The 24,561-nt window shown below is 63.1% G+C and carries 20 protein-coding genes and 1 pseudogene; 11 read left to right on the plus strand and 10 right to left on the minus strand.

Translation table 11 applies throughout. The features are described from left to right. Window positions 1-2 precede the first annotated feature (2 nt). The 10 genes and pseudogenes from RDCOP1_RS00180 to RDCOP1_RS00225 all read right to left on the minus strand — a co-directional run bounded on the left by RDCOP1_RS00180 (window position 3) and on the right by RDCOP1_RS00225 (window position 13,497). Entirely contained in the window at window positions 3-686 is a 684-nt protein-coding gene (locus RDCOP1_RS00180) for a DUF4391 domain-containing protein (RefSeq protein ID WP_072698087.1), read from the minus strand. Then, window positions 679-3,954 (minus strand): helicase-related protein, encoded by a 3,276-nt coding sequence (locus tag RDCOP1_RS00185; RefSeq protein ID WP_072698088.1) that lies wholly within the window; start codon window positions 3,952-3,954, stop codon window positions 679-681. The genes RDCOP1_RS00180 and RDCOP1_RS00185 overlap by 8 nt, the downstream gene beginning before the upstream one ends. 1 nt (window position 3,955) lies before the next feature. Continuing rightward, window positions 3,956-4,153: a helix-turn-helix domain-containing protein gene (locus RDCOP1_RS00190; RefSeq protein ID WP_072698089.1), complete on the minus strand. Its 198-nt coding sequence runs from the start codon at window positions 4,151-4,153 to the stop codon at window positions 3,956-3,958. A 207-nt stretch (window positions 4,154-4,360) separates the two neighbouring features. Continuing rightward, window positions 4,361-4,774 (minus strand): hypothetical protein, encoded by a 414-nt coding sequence (locus RDCOP1_RS00195; protein WP_072698090.1) that lies wholly within the window; start codon window positions 4,772-4,774, stop codon window positions 4,361-4,363. Further along, window positions 4,774-6,909, minus strand: a complete 2,136-nt coding sequence (locus RDCOP1_RS00200; RefSeq protein WP_072698091.1) for a hypothetical protein — start codon at window positions 6,907-6,909, stop codon at window positions 4,774-4,776. Before RDCOP1_RS00200 ends, RDCOP1_RS00195 begins: the two co-directional genes overlap by 1 nt. Further along, window positions 6,906-8,708: a hypothetical protein gene (locus tag RDCOP1_RS00205; protein ID WP_072698092.1), complete on the minus strand. Its 1,803-nt coding sequence runs from the start codon at window positions 8,706-8,708 to the stop codon at window positions 6,906-6,908. The genes RDCOP1_RS00200 and RDCOP1_RS00205 overlap by 4 nt, the downstream gene beginning before the upstream one ends. Continuing rightward, window positions 8,705-10,126 (minus strand): tyrosine-type recombinase/integrase, encoded by a 1,422-nt coding sequence (locus tag RDCOP1_RS00210; protein WP_231922936.1) that lies wholly within the window; start codon window positions 10,124-10,126, stop codon window positions 8,705-8,707. The genes RDCOP1_RS00205 and RDCOP1_RS00210 overlap by 4 nt, the downstream gene beginning before the upstream one ends. Before the next feature lie 112 nt (window positions 10,127-10,238). Next, window positions 10,239-11,087 (minus strand): annotated as a pseudogene (locus RDCOP1_RS00215) (type I restriction-modification system subunit M); the annotation flags it as partial. A 188-nt stretch (window positions 11,088-11,275) separates the two neighbouring features. Beyond that, entirely contained in the window at window positions 11,276-12,385 is a 1,110-nt protein-coding gene (locus tag RDCOP1_RS00220; RefSeq protein WP_072698094.1) for a hypothetical protein, read from the minus strand. 44 nt (window positions 12,386-12,429) lie between these two features. Continuing rightward, entirely contained in the window at window positions 12,430-13,497 is a 1,068-nt protein-coding gene (locus tag RDCOP1_RS00225; RefSeq protein WP_072698095.1) for a hypothetical protein, read from the minus strand. Window positions 13,498-13,643: 146 nt separating this feature from the next. Here RDCOP1_RS00225 and RDCOP1_RS21645 point away from each other — a divergent pair, with 146 nt between their 5' ends. From RDCOP1_RS21645 to RDCOP1_RS00275, 11 genes are all read left to right on the plus strand, one after another. Continuing rightward, window positions 13,644-13,808: a hypothetical protein gene (locus RDCOP1_RS21645; protein ID WP_231922937.1), complete on the plus strand. Its 165-nt coding sequence runs from the start codon at window positions 13,644-13,646 to the stop codon at window positions 13,806-13,808. Between the two features lie 144 nt (window positions 13,809-13,952). Then, window positions 13,953-14,288 carry a hypothetical protein gene (locus RDCOP1_RS21650; RefSeq protein ID WP_231923012.1) on the plus strand — a complete coding sequence of 112 codons (336 nt, stop codon included), beginning with the start codon at window positions 13,953-13,955 and terminating at the stop codon, window positions 14,286-14,288. A gap of 897 nt (window positions 14,289-15,185) precedes the next feature. After that, complete coding sequence (locus RDCOP1_RS00235) at window positions 15,186-16,094, plus strand: beta-ketoacyl-ACP synthase 3 (RefSeq protein WP_084722243.1); 909 nt, start codon at window positions 15,186-15,188, stop codon at window positions 16,092-16,094. Between the two features lie 56 nt (window positions 16,095-16,150). After that, on the plus strand, window positions 16,151-16,387 hold the full coding sequence (locus RDCOP1_RS00240; protein ID WP_072698096.1) for an acyl carrier protein: 237 nt from the start codon (window positions 16,151-16,153) through the stop codon (window positions 16,385-16,387). Further along, window positions 16,384-17,604 (plus strand): beta-ketoacyl-[acyl-carrier-protein] synthase family protein, encoded by a 1,221-nt coding sequence (locus RDCOP1_RS00245; protein WP_072698097.1) that lies wholly within the window; start codon window positions 16,384-16,386, stop codon window positions 17,602-17,604. Before RDCOP1_RS00240 ends, RDCOP1_RS00245 begins: the two co-directional genes overlap by 4 nt. Window positions 17,605-17,614: 10 nt before the next feature. Next, complete coding sequence (locus RDCOP1_RS00250) at window positions 17,615-19,405, plus strand: acyl-CoA dehydrogenase family protein (RefSeq protein ID WP_072698098.1); 1,791 nt, start codon at window positions 17,615-17,617, stop codon at window positions 19,403-19,405. Then, entirely contained in the window at window positions 19,402-20,097 is a 696-nt protein-coding gene (locus tag RDCOP1_RS00255; protein WP_072698099.1) for an SDR family oxidoreductase, read from the plus strand. Before RDCOP1_RS00250 ends, RDCOP1_RS00255 begins: the two co-directional genes overlap by 4 nt. A 10-nt stretch (window positions 20,098-20,107) precedes the next feature. Next, window positions 20,108-21,475, plus strand: a complete 1,368-nt coding sequence (locus RDCOP1_RS00260) for an FAD-binding oxidoreductase (RefSeq protein ID WP_072698772.1) — start codon at window positions 20,108-20,110, stop codon at window positions 21,473-21,475. Next, window positions 21,472-23,190, plus strand: a complete 1,719-nt coding sequence (locus tag RDCOP1_RS00265) for an aminotransferase class IV (RefSeq protein ID WP_072698100.1) — start codon at window positions 21,472-21,474, stop codon at window positions 23,188-23,190. The genes RDCOP1_RS00260 and RDCOP1_RS00265 overlap by 4 nt, the downstream gene beginning before the upstream one ends. Next, window positions 23,187-24,023, plus strand: a complete 837-nt coding sequence (locus tag RDCOP1_RS00270; RefSeq protein ID WP_072698101.1) for a fumarylacetoacetate hydrolase family protein — start codon at window positions 23,187-23,189, stop codon at window positions 24,021-24,023. Before RDCOP1_RS00265 ends, RDCOP1_RS00270 begins: the two co-directional genes overlap by 4 nt. After that, a complete protein-coding gene (locus RDCOP1_RS00275; RefSeq protein WP_169848788.1) occupies window positions 24,016-24,549 on the plus strand; it encodes a MaoC family dehydratase in 534 nt (177 codons plus the stop codon). The genes RDCOP1_RS00270 and RDCOP1_RS00275 overlap by 8 nt, the downstream gene beginning before the upstream one ends. Window positions 24,550-24,561 lie beyond the last annotated feature (12 nt).

The raw sequence follows: 24,561 nt of genomic DNA on the forward strand, positions 1-24,561 counted from the left end.
GCCTATTTCTCGACCAACACGGCCAGTTCTGATTGCTTCGTCTTCAGCGCACGTCGCAGTTCGATCTTGCGGTTGAGCTGGGGTTCGGTGCGGAGTTTGCGCTCCAGCGCGGAGATCTCGCGTTCGAGCTTGCGTACTGTCTCCAGTCTGGCGACGACATCCGACATGTCCTCGCCTGGCCGTGTCGCCACCGGTGTCAGTGGATCCAGGATGGCGGTGTAGAGGGTGGGTAGTGTGATCGCGGCCGGAAGTGGCTGTCGCGCAGTGTGGGCCGGCTGCCAGCTGGTGCTGTAGTAGGCGCTGAGCTTCGGCGCACCGGTGCCCAGTTGTTTGTGCGAGGCCACCATCCGAATGCTCTTGGTATCTCCCTGACCCCGATTGACCTCGAAGATGAGGGGGAACGGGATGGCCTTGTCGATCGCAGTCAACACCTGGTCGGAGACATCATTGCTCTTTGCGTCGATCTCGAAGACCTGGATCTCGGGGACAGCCTCACTGCCAGCCAGGTTGATCGTGCTCTCGGCGAGTTTGTACGCCCAGGTGATACGCAGTACCTCGGCGATGAACTTCTCGCGGACCGCGGTGGAGACGGTGCCGTGGGAGTAGAACTTCTCCTTCGGTACTCGGCTGCCGAACTTCGCAGCGGTAGGCCATCGGTAGAGCAGGTTCACGCCGGGGTCACCCATCGGCCGGTGCCTCGTCTTTGGGGTCGACGACGGCGATGAAGGCGATGAGTTCGAAGTCGTCGAGGCCGGCGATTGTCTGGGTGAGTGCGGTGGTGCGGCCGCCGGTGAACAGGCTGTCGATGTCGCGTTCCTCGGTGACGTCGATCATCGAGTGGATCGCATCGGTGAGCAGCGCGGAGTACCTGCCCATGTCCGCGCCCTCGCCGGTTGCGGCGTTGAAGGTGCGGACGACGTCGGCGACGGGTTGGTCGTAGGGGCGGCATCCCGCGCGGATGAGGTCGAGCAGGTGCTTGGCCTCGGTGTGGTCGGCGATGACGTTGCCGGCGTCGTCGAGGTAGACGAGGTAGTGCGGGTGAAGTCGGTTGCCCCGGTTGATGTTCTCGTCGGCGTTCACGTTGTGCAGCGCGAAGATCACGCCGGGCTTCAATCCCTTGGTGGGGTCCGCCGGCACGACGGCGTGCAGGCCCTTCGGTGCAGCCGCAAGGTCGCCGTACTCCTTGATATACCCGAGAAGGTCCATGCGGAAGTCGTTGAGACCGAGGTCGGTGATGGAAACACCGGTGCGGACGTCTTCGAGTTCGATGACCTCGTCCTGTAGCTTGCGGAGCTGTTCCTTGCGGAACGCCGCGTCACCGTCCTCGAGGGTGAGGACGTTGTCGTCGGCGGTGCCGGCCAGGTCGGCGATGACCATCCGGTTCTCGACCCGCTCCTTGAGATTGATGTATTCGTCGAGCGAGATGTCCGGCCAGAAATTCACCAGCTGAATCAGGGTGTTGGTCGAGCCGATGCGGTCGATGCGGCCGAAGCGCTGGACAATCCGGACCGGGTTCCAGTGGATGTCGTAGTTGATCAGGTAGTCGCAGTCCTGGAGGTTCTGACCCTCACTGATGACGTCGGTACCGATGAGCACGTCGACCTCGCGTGTCTCCTTCGGCATGATGAGGTGACGCTGCTTCGACCGAGGCGAGAACATCGACATGACCTGCTGGAAGTCGAACCCGGTGCCGAGTGTCGTCTTCGCTCCGTGGCCTCCACCGGTGATGAGGGCCGTCTCCAGCCCCACCCCGGTCAGGGCGGGCGCGAGCTCGCGGTAGAGATAGTTCGCGGTGTCGGCGAACGCGGAGAACACCAGGACCTTGCGGTTACCCGCGTTGATCGGGTGGGCGGCCTTGCCCTCAACGAGCCGCTTGAGCGTTTGGAGTTTGAGGTCACGCTCCGGGGTGACCTTGCGCATCTCGTCAACCAGTTCGCGGAGGGTTTCGCGGTCGTTCCACAGGTCCCGACGCCACGAATCGATGTCGATGTCGTCGAGATCGATCTTGATCTTCTCTCCGAAGGTCAGCGCCTCGAGGTTCGCGTCGTCCTCGTCGTCCACATCGAGGTCGAGGTCCGAAAGGTCGGTGCCGAGGCCGGCGGTGGAACCGCTGTGGGTGTCGAGGAGACTCAGGGTCCGGTCAACGGTGAGTTCGATCTTGTTCAGTGTCAAGCGGAATGCCTCGACCGAGCTCTCCAACCGCTTGAGGAGATTGACGGTCATGAGCTTCTTGAGGCCCTGTTCGCGCCCACTCTGGCCGAGGTTCGATCGCGCGTTGCCGGCAGTGACGTTGTACAGGTCTTCGTACTTGCCGATGCGGCTCGGGAAGACGTACGCCAGTGGCGTGTAGACGGCAAGTGTCAGCGCCTGGAGTTGCTCAAAGATGTCGTTGAAGCCGGGCACGTCGGGCAGGTCTGTGAGCGGTTCGCGGATCGATCTCGGCGGGAGCCGCTCGGGGAACGCGCCGATTTCCGTGGTGTCGTAGAACGCCTGAATGTGTTTGCGTGACCGGGCAATCGTGACGGCGTCGAGCAGCTCGAAGAAGTCGAAGTCGAGCATCTGCAGGATGCGGTCGGTCGTGCGGTCCTCCGGGTCGAGCTTGGACCACTCGTTGAACACTGTCTGCGCATCCTTGAAGACCTTCTCGACCGTGGTCGAGATGTTCAGGTGCCGGGAGAGGTTCTCCGACTCACCCTCGTATGCAAGCTGGAGTTGGTTCTTCAGATCGTTGAACCGGTTGTTGACCGGGGTAGCCGAGAGCATCAGCACCTTGGTCTTCACGCCCTCACGGATGACCTGGCGCATGAGTCGCTGGTAGCGGGACTCCTTCTCCTCGGCGTAGTCGGCGTTGCGGAAGTTGTGCGACTCGTCGATCACGACGAGGTCGTAGTTGCCCCAGTTGACTCGGTCCAGCCTGAGCCCCAGCGACTCTCCGCGGGTGCGGGACAGATCGGTGTGGGCGAGGACGTCATAGTTGAAGCGGTCGCCGGCGAAGATGTTGGTGGTCAGGTTCGCGTTGTAGTTCGTCCAGTTCTCGGCAAGCTTCTTCGGGCACAGTACGAGGACCGACTTGTTGCGCAGCTCGTAGTACTTTATGACCGCCAGCGCGGTGAACGTCTTCCCGAGTCCGACGCTGTCGGCGAGGATGCATCCGTTGTAGGTTTCGAGCTTGTTGATGATCCCGGTCGCCGCATCGCGCTGAAAGTTGTACAGGCTGTGCCAGACCTTCGTGTCCTGGTAGCCGGTCCGATCGTTCGGAAGGACGTCCTCGCTGATGTCGTCGAGGAACTCGGCAAACAGGTTGTAGAGGATCAGGAAGTAGATCCGGGCAGGTGAGTTCTCGGCATACACGCTCGCGATGTGGTCATGCACCGCCTGGGTGACATCGTCGACCTGGTCCGGGTTGTTCCAGATCTGGTCGAAGATGCCGAGGAACTGCCCCGTCTCGGGTGCGCCCTCGAACTTGGTGACCATGTTCGACACCGCCGGTCCCCGTTCGTAGCCGAGGTCCGTGGTGGTGAAGCCCTGGATCGGGAAGTAGACGGAAGCATCGTCGACAGCGGCGAGCGGCTGCATCGGGCTGCTGGTGGCGTTCGACCGGAACGTCACCTTCCTACGCACCCAATCGGCGCACTCCTTCGCGATGGCACGCTGGGTGAGCTTGTTCCGCAACCGGATCTCGAACTCTGAGCCGTACAGGCTCGACTCCGCACGTCCACCCGGGATGAAGAACTCGCGGCGCTCCTTGCGGAGCCTGTCGGTCACCTTTTCCGTCACGAAGGACGGTGAGGTGAAGATGAACTCCAGCTCGGAGACCTGCTCCAACTCCTTGCGCAGCGCCTCGAACGCGAAGATCGAAAAGGTCGATGCTGCGATGCGCACCTTCGAGCCGGGCGTGATCTCGGCCTTGAGGTCGTTGCCGAGAAGGTCGTTGACGTTGTCGATGATCCGCACGTCAGTCCTTTGCCGTATCAGAGTTCGCGGCGGCCCCGCCGCCTCGCACCCAAGAATCGACCTCGCTGACCTGGAACTTCCACAGACGGCCGATCTTGTGGGCAGGCATGGCCTTCTCTGTGATCCAGCTGTACACGGTGTCCTTGGTGACGCCGAGATGGGCAGCGATGTCCTCGGCGGACAGCCACGGCTCCGTCACTGTTACCCCTCTGAATCATCGACCGATCGTGTATCGGTCTCTCGGAACCTTACCGGTTTAACCCTGTTAGGAAGGTTCCATCCGAAGATAGTCGGCTTCAGGCGGGACTCCGCACGATCAGGTGGCAGTATTAACCTGCCCTACCTGTTGTGTTTCGGTCCACGCCGCCTGGGTGACTTGGCGTGGTCATGATGGTGCGGTTTGTGCTCACTGTGGGTGTCCCTGACGTGGTCCGATCGGCACGACTCGTCCGGAGTGCTGGCCTTCGCGGAGCTGATCGTTCTCCAGCGCCAGCACCTGAATGATCCGTTCGAGTTGGTGGACGGTTTCCTGGAGGGCGGTGACGTCTGCGGTGAGTTCGTCGATGCGGCGCTGGGCGTCGTCGCGCTCATCGCGGAGTGCCACGAGGGCGGGTGGGGCGTCGGTGTTCGCTATCCGTGCTCGGAACTCTGCTTGCAGGTCGGTGTGGCGGTGAGTCAGCAGCCAGCGTTTGATCTGCGCTTCTTCGGCGAGCGATTTGATGGTCAGTTTGCCGTCGGAGTACAGGGGTTCCCCTGCGACGAGGCGGTCCATCGCATCGCGGATCGCACGCCGCACGTCGTCCTCCGTTGTTGCCGTCATCATCGGCGTCCTTGAGGGTTGTGGTGGTGGTCGATGATCCGTTGAAGGCTGCTGATGCGTTGTTCCAGGCGCGCTTTCAGCGGTAGTGGGATGGTGGGGCTCGCGATCTCTTCGCGGGCTTGCTCGATTGCCGCTTCGACGTCGGTGATGTTGCGGTCGGTGCGGGCGATGTTGCCGCAATTGGGTTGGCAGTTCGTGATGTCCGGTGATGCCTCGACTCTCGCTGCCCTGTCCCGGTCGGGGTGGCACAGGGCCTTGGACTGGTCGTAGCAGCAGGTCACGAACTGTTCGCTGTTGTCGTAGATCCGCAGTCGTGGGTTCGAGTTCAGGGCTGCGGCTTGACGGTTGGTCAGGTACCGGCCACCGAACTGTCGGTGGTAGAGGCGGACGCCGTCCCGGTACCTCTGGGCGGCCGGTCCGGTGACGGATTCGCCGGCGTCGAGGCGGGTAGCGGCGGCCTCGAGGTACTCGGCGGCGGCCAGGGCTTCCTCCATGGGGAACACGTCCCGCAGCCCGCTGGCGACTCGGGAGCCGTAGCCGTCGGTGCTGTGCCCCCGAAGGTGCCCGTACTGAATTCCCAGGGCGATGCGTCCCCCGGGCTTGCGGTAGATGAACCAGGCGAGGGTGCGGCGGAAACGCTTGACGACAACCGGACCGTCGGGATCGGCCGGGATGGATTCGTGTGTACGACCGAACTCCTCGGCCTTGGCGTTGCACCAGGAGATCAGGTCCGCTGTGCGGTCACGGATCATCCGGGGATGCACGGCCTTGTCTCCGTCAGCGCTCCGGAACGGCGTGTACGCCCGGAGCGGAAACACCAGGTCGCTGTCGGGATACAGCGCTTCCATCACCTCGACGGCCTTGGCAACCGGCGCGATTGCCTGCCACGGCTGGTGGCGTTCGCTGCCGGCCGGAAGGGCGTTGCCGGACTCGTCGAGCGCGCCCTTGAAAACGTGGCCGTAGATCAGGTGCCGGGTTTGCCCAGTCTGCTCGTCGGTGGTCGTGCGGCAGCAGCCACGTCGCAACGCTCGGCATTCCTCGCCACGCATACCGGTCAGGTACGCGACCACGATGAATGCTGCGGTCGCCAACAGGCGGGACAGGTTGTCGACGTCGTAGAAGTTGATGCCGCCGGTCCAGGGCCGAGAATCCATGGTGCCGGTGATCTGTACCGGCAGCACTGCCTCGTCAATCGGATCGAGGTCGCCGAAGACCCGATCCATCGAACCGAGGGGAAGGACATCGTCCGTGCCCAGACCCAACTGCCAACCGATGAACTGCTTGGCGATGCAGCGTCGATCAGGACGACTGGCCGGGTAGAACCCCGGAATTGTCTTGGACGACGTCCTCTGTTGCTGTGCGTAGTTGCCGAAACGCTCGCTGGAGGCCAGGCCGTCGAGATGCGGACGATGCGGCGGGTTCGACTTCGTGCGTGCCGCCGCGATGATGTCCGCGCTGAAGTCGGTGCAGAACCGAATCGCCCACACGAGTAGCGCCGACATGGTCTGCGGGTGGATCGGTGGGGTGCGGTTCTCCGCGGACCACTGGGCGTCACCGAGAACATCAACTCGGGCGAGGGTGTCTTCCCAGTAGGGGCGGATCAACGTGTCGGAGTCAGGCAGGTACGGCCCGTACAGCCAGCATCGTGTGATCGCGAAGAGTCGATTGGCCTGGCTCTCGCGGCCGAGCCCGCTGGCGGCGACCTCGGAGCAGTAGCGCCGATACACGTCGTCGGTAACACCGTCGAACTGGTGGATCCCTTGTCCATCAAGCCATGTCATCCACAACCGCACAAATCCGGCGTAGACGACGATGGAGCCGACCGACAGTTGGGAACGTGTCGCGGTCGGTCGCTCCAGGTCCTCCATGGGCGTGGGCATGTTCACGCAGAGCCAGACGAGCCTCTTCGCTACCGAACGGAACGACGGCGGGAAAGTGTCGAAGTTGATGGACCGGGAGCCCACGACGGTGGGTTTGTGCAGCAGTGGGACCAGATCCCAGCGACTGTCTCCGACCCGCGAGAGCGGTTCAGCGTGGGACGGTGCGATGCGGGTCTTGTCGAGGATGATCGGATCGGAGTCCGACATGGCCACCACTGTGGGGGTCGTCGCGGCCGCGGAGATGTGCGCCCTCATCCGTCGAGCCTCCGACTCAGCAGTCGACGGACCATATCTCGGTCCTCGTCGCAGGCAGTGCCGCGTGCTTGGACGATCTCGGCGGTGGTGGCTTTGGTCGTGAGGACCGTGCGCAGTCGTGCGTAGTGCTCGGCGAAGTCCCGATCCCACCGGGTCGGGGTCACTACGGTTGCCATGTCGTCGAGTGCGTCGAGGAGGACGACCAGTCGTGGCAGGTGTCGTGGTGTGATCACTGCGTTGCCGCAGGCGAAGCACGCGAGGAACGAGGCGGGGCACGGTTGGCCGTCGTCGGCGGCGAACGGGCTGCCGAAGAAGTCCACGCAGGCCGTGGTCGGAGTGTCCAGGCGTCCGGCCAGGAGCAACTCGAGCGTGTGAACCGGGACATCGAGGGTCGCGGCCGCGGCTTTCGGGTTCTGCCTCGCCTGCTCGACCCCACCGGCGTTCATTGCGCGGACGTGGATCGAGGCGTGTGCGTGGGCGACGGCATCGTTCAACCCGGCGGTGATCGTCTCGGAGGCTGCCTCTGTGGTGAGTGGGTCCGGACGGCGGTAGATGTCCTCGCTCTCGGTCTCGGTGTTCTGTCGTGCCGTCTGGTTCAAGACCTGCTCGGTCAATCGGAGGCGCCGAAACGTCCACGTCGGTCCGTCGGCCGTCCGGCTTGCACTGGAGGTGCCGAGGCATGCGGTCGTCCACTCGGTGCGGAAGGGGCCGTCTGATGTGAGGTTCTTGTGTCGGTGGGCGACCAGCAGTTTGTCGGTCGGGCGGCCCATTGCGTTCCGTGCATCACGGCACGGCTGGGTCAGGGTGACCGCGCGTTCCCAGAGCTTTCCGGCCTCGCCGGCGAGGATTTCGTTGGAGTATCGCCGGGTTCCTCGTCGCGGCTTGTCCACTCCCACGGTGTGAACGGGTTCCTCGGTGTCAGGGTCCGATGCCCGGAACGAGTCCACGGTCAACGTGTTCATCACCGACAGGTTGAATCCTCGCTCGCAGACGAGCAGGACCATCAGGTTGAGTACCTCGTCGATGCTCGGGAACAGGGCGTGAGCCGGGGTGGTGACACCGTGCAGGTCGAAGCAGCCCCTTCGGCTCACTGCCCAGGCGAGGTACTGCGACGGCAGCATCCCGGTGCGGGACAGGTGGGTCAGGAGGGAACCGACCGTCCAGCGTGCGCCCTGGACCTGGAACGACGGGGCATCGGCGGGTTCGTCTCCGTCGAGGTAGTGCTGCAGCACCGCGGTGTTCGCCTCGATTCGGCGCAGCGCCTGGTTCACACGATGGTTCGCCGCGGTGCGGATCGCGGTGAACTCTTCCCGGGTGTAGGCGTCGTTCGCCGGCAAACGCTTGCGTGGTTTCACGGCCTTCGCACGCATCGCTCGACGGGTCGACTGCGGCAGCGTTGGTGCCTCCGACAGCAGGGCCCGCATCATCGTCACCTGCCCAGGCCAGCGAGTGTGCTTGTCCTTCTCCGACCGCCACGCCCACCACACTTCGGCATTTAGATCGGCCAACGAGACGACGCCGGGATGGAACTCGGCCAGGTAGCGGGCCAGGTGCTTGACCGTGCCGGCCGCCGCCTCTGCTGTCGCGACGGACTGCCAGCGGCCTCCCGGTGCGACGCCGCTGGCGAATGCACGGATGAGGTCGTCGAGAAGTGTTGGTGCTGCCGAGACATCGGTGAAATCGAAGACCTTGCTGCGACCGTCGGGGTCGACGAACTTGACCTGCCGCACCGAGTCGTCGACCAGGGACGGCCGGGCGTACTTCGCGGCAGGCAACGCCGCCGACGTCGGCGGGCTCATCGCTGTCCCTCGCTGTCCTGGATTCGGGGCGAGAGCTGGGCGACCCGAGAGACGAGGTCGTCGATCAGCGACCCGTCGGCCGGGTCGGAGTTGAGGAACAACTCAACCTGCAGTCCGGATACCGGTTCGAGGTAGCAGTCCCGGGTCGTCGCTAGATTCGCGTGCCCGAGCATCGTTTGCACGAGCACCCACGGGTCGCCGAACAGGTGCCGGAACTCGCGGCGTTCGGCCGCCGTGATCCCCATCCGCCTGTCATGGGCGTAGATGAGCGCCACCAACATCCGCAGCGCAAACGAGTGCCGAAGCATGTGCGGGTGGCAGCGAATGTCGACCCCGAGTCCGTGGCAGCGAGCGTTGGCCGTGGAGAACACGGCCTCCCAGGTGCGGTACGGCAGAGGCAGTCCGGCTTCCGACAGCCACAGCATCCACGGCTCGAGACCGTCCGCGCCCTCGACGAAGAAGTCGAGTCGATCCTTCCAGTCAAGGTTGTCCAGCGGCACAGCGCCTGGCCGGCCGGCACCATCTCGGTAGTGGACGATCCGGCGATTGTCGACCCGGTCCACCACCTTCTTCGTGGTGATCGCGGTGTAGCGGCTTTCGCGCTGGGCTCGGTGGACGGCTTCACGGCGGGTCGACTCGCGGTAGTTGTCGATCCGTTTCAGGGTGCGGCCCGAGATCCAGAAGTCCCGTCCACGGCCGCCCTTGGCCACCGATTCGCCGACACGACCTCGGGCGTACTGCAGTTCCGAGGTGAACGACGGTAGCTCGTCGAGCACCAGGGATCCGCCTTCTCGGAGGCGTAATCCACTGGACCACAAGGTTTCTGCGAGTGCGAGGTTTCGGCCGTCGTTGCGGCCGCGCCACCGCTCGTCTCGCGTACCGTCCGGGAGGTATCCGCCGAGCCCGATGTCGCGCCACCGACTGTATGCCCGTGGAGTCAGCCACTTCACCCGGGCAGAGCGCACGTTCTTCGGTAGCAACTCCGGACGCAGGCTCGGCGGCCCCGAGGTTTTCCGTTGGTCGACCATCACGACAGGTGATCGGCTCACCGTGCCTCGGTGCTGCTGCCAGCTGTAGAACTTCGAGATCGCAGCGAGCTCCCGCGAGAACTTGGCCGCACTCACACGCCGGGGATTGCGGTCGTCGCGCCTGCGCCAGAACTCGAAGTCGACCAGGTCGTCGCGCGTGGCGTCCCGCCAATCGAGCTCTTGAACAGCGAGGAACGACAGGAACACCTTGAGGTCCATCGCGTACGAGACCTGGGAGTCGGTGGCCAGGCGCTTGAATGTGTCGGAAGCGAAGAACAGGGAGACGTCGATGTCCGGTTGACCGGTCGGGGGTAGCAGGAACGGCTGACCCGGACGGATTCCAACGGAAGCTTCTCGTGCATCGAGCGTTGGCGCGTACTCGATCGCCACTGGGGAGGTCAGGCGCCGGCGGCTAGGCCGCGCATAGGCCATCCTCCACCCGTGAGTGCCGCCGCGCTGCTCCACAGCAACACACACTGCCACAACACACCGACATTTTACGGAACGGCGGATTGGACATGCAGAAATCGAACTTCCTGTCCTTGAACGCGTCCTCGGTCAAGGTGTTACCGAAGGCGATGTTGGTCGCGTCATGGCCTTTGGCGAGCAGGTCGGACTTGCAGATCGCGTACGACTGCCCGTTGTACTCCTGCCCGTACAGGCTCAGCTTCGCGTCCGGGTTCTGTTCGAGGAGGTGCTCCTCGGCCAGGGCGAGCATGCCGCCGGTGCCCGCGGTGGGGTCGTAGAGGGTGCGGACGATGCCGGCCTCGGTCAGGTCGGCGTCCTTCTCGGCGAAGAGCAGATCGACCAGCAGCCGGATCGCGTCCCGCGGGGTGTAGTGGTCACCGGAGGTCTCGTTCGCGGCCTCGTTGAACTTGCGGATGATGTACTCGAACGCATCACCCATATCGGCGTTGGAGACGACGTCCGGATGCAGATCGACGGCCTTGAAGGACGTGATGACCTCACGCAGCAGCTCCGCCCTCTCCAGGGCGATGATCTCCTTCTTGAAGTCGAAGTACTCGAACACGTCGACATCGGGGGAGAACCGGTCGATGTAATCAACCAGGTTGTCTGCCAACCCGTCAGCATCTTCAAGAAGGTTGGCGAAGGAGTAGTTCGAGGTGTTGTAGAACGGCCGCCCGGTGGCCTTCTTAACCTCAACCTTGAGCCGGTTCGGGTTGTCGTACTTCGCCGCCAGCTCGCGCACCGTGTCTCGGTCGGGTTCGAGGATGCAGTCGAGTCGGCGCAGGATTGTGAGCGGGAGGATCACGTTGCCGTACTGGTTGGGCCGGTAGGGACCCCGAAGTTGGTCAGCGATCGACCAGATGAAGCTACCGAGGGTGCTCACAACGCTCCTTACAAGGCTCTCTCGACGAGGAAGACGGGACGACCAGCGCGGAGAGGCCAGGCACGCTGTCCGAGCAGGCGGCACATCGTCATCAGCAGTCGACGCGCCGCAGCAACATCATCACCCATCACGAAAACCGTGTGCCATGAGGCCGAGCGAGCGAACACGGCCACACATGTCCAGGAGCTCTAGTGCCCGAGGGCTGCTTCTTGGGCTCGCTCGATCACCATGCCGGGGATGAACGCTGTCTCGTTGCTGCGGTCGGGTTCGCGTTCGATGTTGAGCATCTCGGTAACCGACCGGGGATGACCGCTCATTGCTGCACCCAATGCTTCGAGCAACTCCTGACTGAGTTGAGACAGATTGACCGGTGAGAGCGGCGGGGCGACTTCGTCGTCGCCCTGCACTGAGCCGACCGCGGTTGCCAAGCCGCGTCCCGCATTCTGGAGCACCGACCCGATCTTGTTCGGGTCGGTGCCACTGTTCTGCGTGGCCTGGGCCGCCTGTTCCAGTTCGTCCGACACGTCTGCGTTCTCAACGGATTCGGTGAAAGTCGCCGGCGAGTCGGCGTGGAGAGTGTCTTTGCCGAGATCCACCCCGGCCATGGGGCCAAGGCCATGTTCTTCGTGCGTGCGAGCCGTTCCGCTCCCGAGGACGTCGGTGTCCACCTGGTCGGACTCGGCGCCGGTGACGTGTTCGCGAGAGAGCTCGGCGAGCCTGTCGAACGGGGGAAGACTCTTGACCGCGACGTAACTGAGCGCAAGAGCTGCCGCCGCGTCGAACATTCGCCGGTCGTTCACTGCGTCGGCTTGCATATGTTCGACGGTGCGCTGCTGTACCTGGTCAGGGGCATCTGCCCCACTCCGCACGGGGGTCTCGTTCTGCCGGTACTGCTGTGCTTTGGCGGCCTCGAGTCGGACAGCGTTTTCCTGCGCCAGCTTTTCCCATTTGTGGGCATTGGCCGACTGCGGACCGAAATGCCGCGCTGTCGCTGCGGCGGCGAGGATCTGGATGGTGGTCTGCGCGGCCGGTGAGCCGCGGAAGGCACCGAGCACGTCGTGCATCGACTGTGGTGTCGGCGTGGGCCGGCCTTGACTGCGTTCGGTTTCGACCTTGCCGATGAAGGCCGACACGTCGATCACGTCCTGCGTTGCCTGCGCACCAGCGGACCTGCGCGGTGCGGGCTGCGCCCACGTCGGAGTAGCTGTGTCCGGTTGGTAGAACAGCACTCCCGGGTGCGCATCGGAGGAGCGGGGCCGGGTGGAGCGGAAGCGGCGATTTCTGTCGTTGTCAGCCATTGTCGAAGTTCCTTGTCTCCCTCAGATCGGGCAACATCACTGGTTCACAGGTCCGGTTCCGGGCTGCGATCATGGTGGTTCTCGTCGACGCCGGGCTGGTGGTGTGTCGGCGATGGCGGACCGGACTGCCTGGCCTCCGGATCGGTACGACGACGTGTTCCTCCGTCGCGGCGGGCAATCTCGGCGTCGAGCTGCGCGAGGGTGTCCTCTTCGGGTCGACTGCTTTCCTCCAGCCGGGTGATGCGGTCGGTGACCCTGCTGATCGCCTGTTCGTCGGTGGCGCGGGCGCGGTCGTGGCGCGCTGCCGACGCACGATTGAACTGGGCGGTGCGTTCGATGATCGTCCACTCGTTCTCCGCGGAAGCGGCGTCCTCGGCCGCCGACACGGCCGCAGACGCGCCGGCAAGCTGCTGAGCGGTCGCGGTCCCGGACCGGCGCAACACGTGCAGGTGTGTTCGGGCCTCGCGGACCTTCTCGATCGTGCGCTGGAGATCTGCGACTTCGGCGGCGCCACTATCGACCGCGGCCACTGCGGAACCGTCACCGCGCAGGCGGGCGAGTTCATCTTTCGCCAGGGCGAGAAGCATCCGGTTCTCCCCGAGCCGACTCTGAGTGGATCGGCGAGCTGCGGCGAGTTCGGCGGCGGTGTAGCGGGCGTACGGCGACTTCTGCGGGCGCCGGTGCAGCCGTTCGATGCGCTGTTCCACCGCGTCCTTGGCGCTGCCATACAGATAGGCGAGGGGGTCGGCCTGATCATCCGGTGCGTCGGCGAGCACCCTCGACAGCGCGATCTCACGCACGGTCTTCTCCCACAGCGTCACCCGCCGGGGGTCGGTTCCGCGGGTGCCGACCGCGGCCACCCATGCAGCGTCCTCGGCGATCGCGGCGGTGAGGTAGGAGTCGATGTAGGCGTGCATCTGCTGTTGCTGGGCGCGGACGTAGGTGGCGAGGATCGGGTCGAGGTCGGCGACGTGGTCCGGCAGGGCGGGCACCTTGTACCCGGCCACCTCGTCGCGGCGGATACGCGGCAGCCCCGACCCGTCGTCGGAGGTCGTCAAGTTCAGTGAAGCAGCTTCGCCCGCCGAACTCGCGCCGATTTTGGGTGTGAGCACTAGGGAAGCGAAGAAGATCATCGAGCAGGCTAAGGACAGTGTGTCCTTGGCCGGCATTGCATCGTCCGCCCCGGCGCCGGCCTCGTCAGCCGACGGCACGCAACCGGTGACCGCAGCGGCCGCGGCATCGTGACGCGTCGCCGGTTATGAGTGACGGCGAACCGTCGCTCGACATCGGCTTCCTGGTGCCCGACGTCGAGTACGTCGTGGACGAGTCCGGCGGGCAGTCCCGTCGGGTTAGGGTGGTCGATCATTCACTGAGGCCGTCTCGAGCGAACGTGGCGGCGTTCTGGGCGAAGGTCGTCAAGTAGCCGACGTGTTGGTACTGGGTCGGTGCGATCAGCGCGCCGGACGGATATGGGCGGTTCAACTTCCAGCGGGAGAATCGGCAACGCACAGTGTTGGCGCACCGGTTTTCCGTGGAGTTGGTGTACGGCCCGCTCGGTCCGAATGTGGTGTGCGAGCACAAGTGCAACGAGCCGTTGTGTGTTCGGGTACGTAGCGGGCATCTTGTGCAGTCCACCCACAGTGAGAACGTGCGCTACGCAATCGCGATGGGAGGTTGTCGGGCCACTCGCTGCTCAACGGCCAGGGGCGTTCTCGTCACGAGCGGTCTCTTGCAATCCGTGAGGCATTGCGTAATGGGTACGACGAGGACGCAGTGTTTCGCGCCAAGACCAACCCCGGCGACTGGCAGGGGACATTGTTCTGATGGCAGTGGGCAGGGCTCGGCCGGAGAAGCGGACCGTGACTTGTCAGGTTGGGGTCTGACTTGTAACGCTGGACCGTAACAGGGCGATTCAGGCGTATGCCGGATTGACAGCTCCGGCAAGGGAGTCCGTTGCGCCGCCGCAGTCGACAAACAAGCAGTCGCATGTCGACGGCTGTCCCGGATGCGCAAGGTACTCGGGCGAGACGGCAGAACATCACTATGGCGCCGTTCCGGTCCGAGATGCAAAAGAGACGAGAGCGCTTGCGGCGCCATGGTTGCGACGCCGGGGAACGGCACGCATGGTCGAGGACCAGCGCGGCCTCCCAGGGCGCGCCCAACGGATGGGCGCCCGTCTCGCCGAGGCGATCCGCCGGCACTGCACTCCGTCGAGCGCGTATTCCTCGCCGCTCTCGATCCGCAGAGCGTGACGGTGCCGAGCAGCAATGCGCCGATTGCCGAACCTTCGTTGGATTATTGAAAGATGGGGGCGGGGTGGGGTGGGCAGTGTGCCGAGGGAGCGAACAGCTCATCGAACTTTCCGGGACGGAACTAGCGGCAGCAATAACGCAAGAGCATCACGGACGACGCCGAGAGGATGCTCGACGACCACCCTCTTCCGGGTCCTGTCAGGGTCAGATCCGTGCCTCGGCGGCGTATGCGGCATCGCCCCGGTGACCGACCATTCCGGATCGTCGATCTGTGGTGGGCTTGATTTCTGGAAAGCCTGTTAGGGCTGTGTGAGCGCCAGCTCTTTCCAGCCTAAACAACCAGTGACGCAAATCACATAGGTGTTCTGGGTTGCTTTCGTTGTATAGTCGCGGCGGGAGGATTCCGGTAGCGAAGTTGCAGCCCGGAACATTTTTATCGAGGGGGTCGCAATCTCTGTGTCTGCATCTATTTCGTGCATCAGCGCACATCTTCCAAACCAAATTGAGTCAAATGCTGAGCTATCCACTCGAGTGAATACCACCGACGAATGGATCAGGTCGCGCACTGGAATTACTCAGCGTCGTCTGGTGGAGCCTGGAAAATCCACTTCCGACTTGGCGTGGAAGCATTGACTGAATTCGCGACCGACTACCAAGGTCTCCCGATCGACGCACTAGTTCTCGCGACGACCTCCCCGGATCGTACTTGCCCCGCTACTGCTCCTGAGATCGCAGCGCGGTCGGGCTTGGGCACAATTGGCGCCTACGATATCAACTCCGCCTGCTCCGGCTACCTGTACGGCCTAGCCACAGCAACCGGCCTGGTCAGCGCAGGGATCGCCCGCTGCGTCGCGCTCGTCACCAGCGAAACCTTCAGCTACTTCGTCGACCCTCTCGACCGTAATACAGCACCGCTATTCGGCGATGCCGCCACGGTGACCATAATAGAGCCTACGACCCCCGGTTCCGGCTCGATCGGTCCGTTCGATCTCGGCGCGGATGGCGCCAATCTGAACCTACTCGAAATCCCTTCGACGGGCTCGCGTGCGCGATCGGAAGCTGGGCGCGGAAATCCTGTGGCCTGGACCAACCGCCAATTTCTGCAGATGAATGGCCGCCAGTTGTTTATTGAAGCTGTCGAGCGGATGTCCGGCTCATGTCATGCGGTGCTCGAACGCTCCGGTCTGACCATGGATGATGTCGATCGTCTGATAGTGCACCAGGCCAACGCCAGAATCGCGAATGCGCTTGCCGAGAGCCTTGACATGTCACCCGAAAAGACCCCAGGAAATATCGCCACGGTCGGAAATACGCTCGCATCCTCTATTCCGCTGTTACTCGCCGAAAGCGCGCGTGAAGGCATTATTGAACCTGGCCATCGACTGCTGGTCACTGCATTCGGCGCGGGGCTTTCCTGGGGTTCCTGTCTCGTGGATTGGAATCCGCACTGCGCTTGATTCAACTTCCGGGATTCAACCGAATTTCCGGCCCACACAAAAGCAAGGGTTAGCACATGAGTGCCACTGAGATCATCAAGGAAATCCTCACCCAGAAATTCGAGGTGGATAGCTCCGATATCACTGATGAAGCAACGTTTGAGACCATGGACCTCGATTCGCTCTCGCAGGTGGAATTCGGTACTGCCCTTCGTAAGCGCCTAGGTATCGACCTCCCCGACGCCGAACTGCAGGAGGTAGAGACCCTGAGCGATGTGTACGCACTGGTCGAGAAAAAACTCCCGGTACGATGACCCCGGCGGTAGTCGTGTCCGGCGTCGGCGTGGTGAGTCCCGCGGGCGTCGGGCTGGAACTGTTCCTGCACGCGGCCTTCGAAGGCCATTCGTTGGCAGCCGTCGACACCTGGCTCAAGGGCTGTCCCGTCGAGATCGCTTGTAGGCTATCCGATTTCGTCGCCAAGGACCATGGCATCGCCCGCGCCAACCTACTTGACCGCTACACCCAGTTCGCCTTGGTCTCCGCAGATGAGGCCATGCGGCAGGCCGGACACACCAAGGAAAGCACCGAGAACGCTCGGCTAGCCGTGATTCTCGGCTCCGGTGCGGGCGGGGTGAGAACTTTTGAAGAGCAGCACCGGATCTTCATAGAGGACGGCTTCGACACGATGTCGCCAATGGTGCTGCCCGCCGGTCTGCTGAACATGGCAGCTGGACAGGTAGCCATTCGGCATCGGGCGACCGGTCCTTGCCTGGCGCCCTGTACGGCCTGCGCGTCGGGTGCTACTGCGATCGGACTGGCGAAGCAGATGCTGGAACGCGACGAGGCCGACATCGTGATTGCAGGTGGTGCGGAGGCCCCGATCGCGCCGATGTTCACTTCCGCCTTCGCTCGCATGGGCACGCTCTCGCGTGCGGAGGTGGATCCCGCGAAAGCATCGCGGCCCTTCGACCGAAACCGCGACGGCTTCGTCATCGGTGAAGGCGCGGCGCTGATGGTACTGGAACGGGCCGACGACGTGCGGGCTCGCGGTGGTACGCCGAGGGTGACAGTGGCCGGCTACGGCTCATCTGCTGATGCCCACCATGTGACCACGCCCGATCCACGGGGCGCCGGAGCGATTCGTGCGATGCGCGCCGCGATTGCCGACGCCGGAATTTCTGCCAGCGATATCGACTATGTCAACGCGCACGGCACTTCCACCCGCTACAACGACTCGATCGAAGCCAACGCGATTACCGAGGTACTGGGCGAGGGGACTCTCGTCAGCTCCACCAAAGGAGTCTTCGGCCATGCACTGGGTGCTGCCGCTGCGCTTGAGGCCGTGTTAGCTGCCGCTACCGTCAAAAGTCATCGAGTGCCGCCAACTGCCAACCTGGTCGACCCTGACGATGCCTGCGTGGCACTGGACATGGTGATGGGTTCAGCTCGTGAAACCCCGATTACCGCCGTGCTGAGCAATTCCTTCGGCTTCGGTGGCCAAAATGCGTCGTTGCTCTTCACTTCCAGTTAGGACTCAACCGATGACTTTGGACAGCTACGTCGAACTCTGCTTTGACGGCCGATACAACGACGTGCACAGGCCGGTTCGTGCCCTACTCACCGACGAGATTTTCGACCCCCGTGCGGGACTCACTGCCAACGAGAACGGCCGCCTGGCCTACGAGCGGGCTCGGTTTGTTGGTCGCCACTCGGTCCGACCCACTGCCGCCGCTAGCGACATCTACCAGCTCTGCGCGCTCGCCGAGTGGCCTGGTCTGTGTGATGTGTCGGTGTTCTCGATCCTCATGGTGCACTACAATCTGATGGTCGCCACGGTGGTCGACCGGATGCGCCCGAACGAGTATGTGACGCCGATGCTTGCCGAACTCGACGAATTTAAATCGTTCGGTCCGTACCTAGCCACCGAACTTGGTTATGGCAACAACGTCGCAAACCTGCAAACCACCGCCACATATGACGCCGAGACTCGCGAGTTCGTCCTGCACACGCCGGGCACGCTGGCATCGAAGCACATGTCTTACAGCGGATTCTCTGACATTCCGAAGATCGCGGTGGTGCTGGCGCGCACGATAGTGGGTGGCCGCGACCATGGTGTCTTCCCATTTCTGGTGCGACTTACCACCACCGAAGGCGCCGTGGCTGGCATTCGCACCGCAGCTTGCCCAGAGAAGCCTGTGCAGGGCTTGGACAACGGCATCACCCAATTCGAGGAGCACCGCGTGCCGGAGCAAGCGTGGCTCTCGCGTGGACTGGCTACCCTTTCGGCCGACGGCGAGTTCGTGGCTGAAATGGCCAACCCGCGACGGCGATTCCTCGCCTCGATGTCACGCATTTTCCCGGGTCGGTTGTGTGTGAGCAGTGCCGCGCTCGGCGCCTCCAAGGCTGCGCTCTACATTGCGCTGCGCTTCTCCAGCGCACGACTTACCAGCGCACCGGGGTCCAAGCCCCGCGCGGTCCGAGCACACCTGCCTTACCGCGCGCAGCTGTACCCGGCTGTGGCCATCACCTACGCGCTCACCGCCCAGCTCAACGCGCTCAAGGCTCGATACGAGGTGAACCCCACCGATCTCGCGTTGCAGACCGAGATCTCGGCAACCAAAGCCGTAATTACCTTGGTGGTGCAGGACATCGTGATGACCTGTCGCGAACGGTGTGGCGCACAAGGAATATTCGCTGTCAACCGGATTATCGACTATATCTCGCTGGTACAGGGCCTAGTGACTGCCGAGGGCGACAGCCAGGTGCTGCTCGCCACGGCCGCCGGTCAGCAGCTGGCAAGTGATCACGAACAGATCGATCCGAGTGCGCACCCCGTGCGGCTGCCGGTGCTTGAGTTGCTGGCTCGACGTACGGATCTTGCAGCCAAACGCTACCATGAGACCCGGGCCTCCGAGGACGCCGCGACGACAGCGTTCGACGGCATTAATCAGGCCGCTCCCATCGCGCTCGATTTCGGCCGATTCTGGATCCTGGAGAGGTCCATCGAAACGCTTTTAGACCGGGCCGCTTCACTCGCCGACGCACATGCCCAAGACGTGATACTCAGAATCGCCGAACTTGTGGCGGTGTCCGAGCTGGTGCGTGATCCGCTTGATCTGATGGCCGACGGTGCCGTACAACCCGACGTCCCCGCGCAGTGGCGCGACCGGATTTTCCAATTGTGCGACCACCTCGACCCCGAAATCGACCAGCTGATTGGGGCGTTCGGCTTCACACCCGAACTGCTGCGCGCCCCGATCGCCGAAGCCGACTATGCGACAGCCTTCCTGAACCACTGTGTCGGCACAGCGACCACTGCGTTCACACGATGAGCGTCCTCGTTCTCGGCGGCCGCGGCGGCCTGGGCGCCTCGGTGGTGAACTCCCTCACAAAAGAAGGGGTTCCTCTGCGCTATACGTCGCGCTCGCCCACTGGCGGTGACGACCGTGAACTCGCCTGTGAAATGTCGAATCCGGCAAGTCTCGCCGCGTGCGCACGATGCGCGATCGACGAACTGGGTCAGGTGAAGGCACTGGTGGTAATGGCGGGCACAATGCGCGACGGTCTGCTGATCTCGGCTGACCCGGCCGCACTCGACGAGGTGATCCGCGTCAACCTGCTCGGTTCGATGCTTGCCGTTCAGGCACTGCTGCCGCATTTCATTGAGCACCGGTACGGTCGGATCGTGCTGGTCGGTTCGGCGAGCGGCATGCGCGGCAGCCCAGGACAGGCGAACTACGCGGCGAGCAAAGCCGGGTTGATCGGCCTCGCCCGCTCCGTGACGTTGGAATACGCAAAGCGCGGCATTACCTGCAATGTGATTTCGCCCGGGTTCATCGATGCAGGGATGGCAGCTGAACTGTCCGACAAGCGGCGGTCCGACGTGCTCCGCCAGATTCCGACGAACCGGTTGGGTCGTCCGGAGGAAATCGCCTCGGCCATTAAATTTCTCATCGACGATGCCAGCGGCTACATCACCGGATCGGTGCTGACAGTCGACGGCGGATACGGGATGGGGTACTGACGTGACGACGATGCCGTCGCTGGAGGACGTTCTCCCCCCCGGACGAGTGGTGCGCGACCCGGCGATTCTCGTTGCCTACCAACATGACCAAGAACACGCGCCATGGTCGGAACCTGCGGCTCTGGTCCGACCAATCAACACAGACGAAGTTGCCGTCGCCATCGCTTGGGCCAATGCCACCGGAACCCCCGTTGTTCCGAGGGGTGCGGGAACCGGACTCAGCGGCGGCGCTAACGCCGTGCCCGGCTCGGTCGTCCTGTGCGTTGAGCAGATGAACCGGATTCTTGAGATCGACCCCGTTGAGCGGCTTGCCGTCGTGCAGCCGGGCGTACTCAACGAGCAATTGCGGGCTGCTGCAGCCGAGGTTGGGCTGTGGTACCCCCCGGATCCCTCCAGTCGCGAAATGTGCTCACTCGGCGGAAACGTGGCCACTAATGCCGGCGGTTTGTGCTGTGTCCGCTACGGCGTTACCCGTGACTACGTGCTGGCACTTGAGGTTGTGACCGGCGCCGGACAAGTGTTACGACTTGGGAGTCGAACAGCGAAGAACGCGGTGGGCTACCACCTCACCGGACTGTTCGTAGGTTCAGAAGGCACTCTCGGCGTCGTCACCGAGATCACTTTGCGGCTACGCCAGGGTCAACCACCGCTGACCACGATTATTGGCGCGTTCGAGTCCACAGCCATGGCCGCGTCCGCTGCTGTCGCGACCATGCGCGCAGACGGCGTGAACGTGGAGATCTGCGAACTGATGGACGAAGCCACGTTCACCGCTGTCGACGCCCTGATGCCGCTCGAACTGCCCGACGAGGTCGCCAGCCTGGTGCTGCTGCAGGTCACGGAGGAGGCGGCTGCAGCTCAGGCGGTTGCTGCGCTGGAAGCGGCTGGCGCGCTGTGGGCGCATCGCAGCGAATCCCCGCAGGAGAGCGCTCTACTGATCGAGGCTCGCCGGCGGGCGTTCGAAGCGGTCAGCCGGCTGGGCACGGTGACTACCGAGGACGTTTGTGTGCCCGTGGGACAGGTTGGGCCGGTGCTCACTGAAATCGAATCTATTGCAACGACGCATGGTGTTCCCATCGCGACCGTGGCACATGTCGGTGACGGAAATCTCCATCCGATGCTGATTGACGACGGTTCGTTGTCTCAGGCGACTGTGCGCGCAGTGTTCGACGCGATTCTGGCGGTGGCAGTCGCTGCCGGCGGAACCGTGACAGGGGAGCACGGTGTCGGCTTACTCAAACGAGACGCAGCGATCGGCCAGCTCGGTGACGCCGTGGTGGAGCTGAACAGCCAGGTGAAGTCCGTGTTCGACCCAAACCACATTATGAATCCCGGCAAAATCGCGGTCCGTGCGATGCCACAGGAGGCCTTGATATGACCGGTGACAGTATCGGCACCGCGCAAGTGCGCTGGGAAGTGGCGCGGGGCTGGGGCATCGCGGAATTGACCACTGACGAACTCGATGTCCGAGCGCAAACCTCGTTCGTTCATTACGGCCAAGCTGTCTTTGAAGGTCTGCGGGTGTATTTCCACGATGTGGGCGAGGTCGGTGCATTCCGCCTCTACGACCATCATCGGAGGCTGTGTGCCTCCGCGCGGCGGATGGCATTGCCTGAGCCGCCGTGGGAGGTCTTCTTCGCTGCGGTGTGCCTGTTCGTCGACGCGCACCGCGCGGCACTGACCAAGTCCGGTGATTCTCTGTATCTTCGTCCGGTATTGCTCGCTACTACGGAAACATTGGGTATCACCGCGCCGATCACCGACGCCGTGCTGGTGGTGACCGGGCTGGTGAATTTCAACCATATGGGCACGGACGGCGACGGCTTGACAATTCATGTCGAACGGGAACTGCGGAGGGCATGGCCGGGTGGGGGTGGCACCGCGAAATGTGCGGGCAATTATGGGCTCGCGCGCAGCGGCCAGGCTCGGGCGCAGGTAGTGGGCTGCGACGACGCGCTGTGGTTGTCGCCATCGGGCACCGTGACCGAATTGTCGTCGATGAATTTTTTCGCAGTGCGGGATGGTCAGCTAGTTGTCCCAGAGGCAGATGATCTGGTGCTCTCGGGCATCACCCGTGACAGCGTCATTACGCTCGCCGAGGACCTGGGCATATCAGTGGTCAACAAGGAGTTGCCGATCGAGGAGTTGCTCGCGGATTTGACGGAGGGACGAGTGAGCGAGATGTTCGCCACCGGAACGGCCAGCGGCGTGGTGCCGATTGCCGCGCTGTGCGACGGAGACGACGCCTATCCTGCTGCCGGCTCAACCGCCCTGGCTAAGCAGTTGGCTGGGCTGCTCACGGAAATTCAGGCCGGTCGCGCCGCCGATACGTACGGCTGGATCACACTCCTGCCCAATTCGGCATTAACAGGGACGGTCGAATTCCGCGCAGACTACACGGTGTACGGTTACGCACACTCGCCATACCAGTACTTGCGCCCCTCGGTTCTGGTGCGTTTAGCCCAGCAGGCGGCCGCCGACGGGCTGATTGCAGCGACCGGCACAGGGCTCGATCATGGCTCTCGGAGCTGGGTGGTCCGCCGGAATGTGGTCCGCAACTGGCGTACCACTCCGTGCGTTACCCACGTTACTGCCGTGCGCACGATTGTCGGCATCGGCAGCTGCTGGCTAGAGTCGCTCACTGAATTCTTTGCCGATGGACGCAAACTTGACGGCACCGTGCGGGCGTTCTGGGTGCAGCTCGATGCGGAAACCCAGCGCCCCCTGTCGCTTCCTGACGTCCTGGTACAGCGGTGCGCGACCACAGGAATACCCACCGAATTGATGTGGCGCTCGGCGCTGAAGCGTTTGTTCAAGGATGCTTCTCTTGAGTCGCCGCCACAGAGGACCGTCGGCCTCCGACATGCCGATTTCGATGCGTTAGGCCACGTGAACAACGCGATTTACTTCGACTTCATCGATCACTTGAGCGGCGAGGGCGACGAGATTGTCATGGAGTACGAGCTACCGACCGATATCAATGTCACCGAACTGACCGTTTCCTCCACCGAATCCGCGTCCGGTCTGGTGTTCGCCATGAGCAGCATCGGCAATGGACGACCACATGTGCGCGGACTGGTACGGCGCGGATGAGTTTCGAGATTGGGCGGGTTCGCATCGGTAAGACTGTTGTGCCCTGTGCGCGTATGTCCGACGGTGTGGTCCGGGATGCGCGAGGCGCAGTTTCCGATTGGGCGGGTTCGGCACTGGATCCGGACAATCTCTGCGACATCGAGGACCAGGTTATGGGTTTCCCTTCGATCCAAGATTCCTCACAGGTCGAGGTGCCGTTCAGCGGCAGCGCACATCTGGTGTGCATCGGCCAGAATTTCCACGACCACGCGGCGGAGGTACAGGTAACTATGTGGTCGGAGGATCCGCTTTGCTACCTCAAACCGGTGTATACCCTCTCCACTTCAGGCATGACCCCCATGCCCGAGGGCTGCAGGACCATGAGCTGGGAAGGGGAACTCGCGGTGGTGGTCGGTCGGGCCGCACATCGGCTTCTCAATCCGTCCGATGCACTCTCGGCCGTCGCGGGCTACACCACATCAAACGACATGGGTGATTATGACTGGGTCCTGCATCGTGGTGGGCAGTGGGTGAAGGGCAAGGCATTTCCCGATTTCAATCCGATCGGCCGCTGGCTGCGGGTTGGGCGCAAACGTCACCCCCCGCCCGAATCCCTCCTCACCACTCGGGTGAACGGCGCTGTGGTACAAATGGCACAGCTTTCAGATATGCGGTATACGCCGCCATATCTGGTGTGGTATGTGAGCCAATTCCTCTGCCTCATGCCGGGGGATGTTATTAATTGCGGCACACCAGGCGGCACCGCTCTAGCCACCCAAAACTATCTACAGGTGGGTGACGTGGTCGAGGTAGATATTTCGAATGTGGGCACACACTGCACTCGCATTGTCTGATTACGAAAGAAGGAAAGTGAAATTACGGACATTCAACAGCGCCGCCGATTTTGTAACCGCGGAAGGCGAACATCTTGGTGTGAGCGGATGGCTACAGGTAGTTCAGCCGATGGTCGATCAGTTCGCCGAGGTGACCGGAGACCGGCAATGGATTCATACTGATTCCGTCAAAGCCGCTAACGGTCCGTTCGGTGCCCCCATTGCCCACGGGTTTCTACTCTTGTCGCTGGTGCCGATGATGCTTTCGGAGATCATCGAGATCCATGACATGGATCTCATGCTGAATTCCAAACTCCGCGAGGTTTCGTTCGACGCTGCCGTCACTGTCGGCACGTTCGTGCAGCTCAGCGCAGAATTGCACGCGGTTTACCCTCGTAAATTGCTCACTACCGCAGAGTTGAACCTCACCATGGCTGTCAGCGATAAAGCGTCCCTCGGGCCGCAGGACCGCGTATGCCTCCGCGCGATGCAGACTCTTATTGTTCGCTCGAAGCGCAGCAACCGCACGGGCGCGGATATCGGATGACGCCACCGAAAG

It is taken from the genome of Rhodococcus coprophilus NBRC 100603, from assembly GCF_001895045.1.
GTDB lineage: Bacteria > Actinomycetota > Actinomycetes > Mycobacteriales > Mycobacteriaceae > Rhodococcus > Rhodococcus coprophilus.

Coding starts and splice junctions, on each gene's coding strand:
- RDCOP1_RS00220 (WP_072698094.1), bottom strand. CDS start 12,385: ATGGCTGACAACGACAGAAATCGCCGCTTCCGCTCCACCCGGCCCCGC.
- RDCOP1_RS21645 (WP_231922937.1), top strand. CDS start 13,644: ATGAGTGACGGCGAACCGTCGCTCGACATCGGCTTCCTGGTGCCCGAC.
- RDCOP1_RS00205 (WP_072698092.1), bottom strand. CDS start 8,708: ATGAGCCCGCCGACGTCGGCGGCGTTGCCTGCCGCGAAGTACGCCCGG.
- RDCOP1_RS00270 (WP_072698101.1), top strand. CDS start 23,187: ATGAGTTTCGAGATTGGGCGGGTTCGCATCGGTAAGACTGTTGTGCCC.
- RDCOP1_RS00200 (WP_072698091.1), bottom strand. CDS start 6,909: ATGAGGGCGCACATCTCCGCGGCCGCGACGACCCCCACAGTGGTGGCC.
- RDCOP1_RS00265 (WP_072698100.1), top strand. CDS start 21,472: ATGACCGGTGACAGTATCGGCACCGCGCAAGTGCGCTGGGAAGTGGCG.
- RDCOP1_RS00235 (WP_084722243.1), top strand. CDS start 15,186: ATGGATCAGGTCGCGCACTGGAATTACTCAGCGTCGTCTGGTGGAGCC.
- RDCOP1_RS00260 (WP_072698772.1), top strand. CDS start 20,108: ATGCCGTCGCTGGAGGACGTTCTCCCCCCCGGACGAGTGGTGCGCGAC.
- RDCOP1_RS00195 (WP_072698090.1), bottom strand. CDS start 4,774: ATGACGGCAACAACGGAGGACGACGTGCGGCGTGCGATCCGCGATGCG.
- RDCOP1_RS00180 (WP_072698087.1), bottom strand. CDS start 686: ATGGGTGACCCCGGCGTGAACCTGCTCTACCGATGGCCTACCGCTGCG.
- RDCOP1_RS00255 (WP_072698099.1), top strand. CDS start 19,402: ATGAGCGTCCTCGTTCTCGGCGGCCGCGGCGGCCTGGGCGCCTCGGTG.
- RDCOP1_RS00245 (WP_072698097.1), top strand. CDS start 16,384: ATGACCCCGGCGGTAGTCGTGTCCGGCGTCGGCGTGGTGAGTCCCGCG.
- RDCOP1_RS00240 (WP_072698096.1), top strand. CDS start 16,151: ATGAGTGCCACTGAGATCATCAAGGAAATCCTCACCCAGAAATTCGAG.
- RDCOP1_RS00250 (WP_072698098.1), top strand. CDS start 17,615: ATGACTTTGGACAGCTACGTCGAACTCTGCTTTGACGGCCGATACAAC.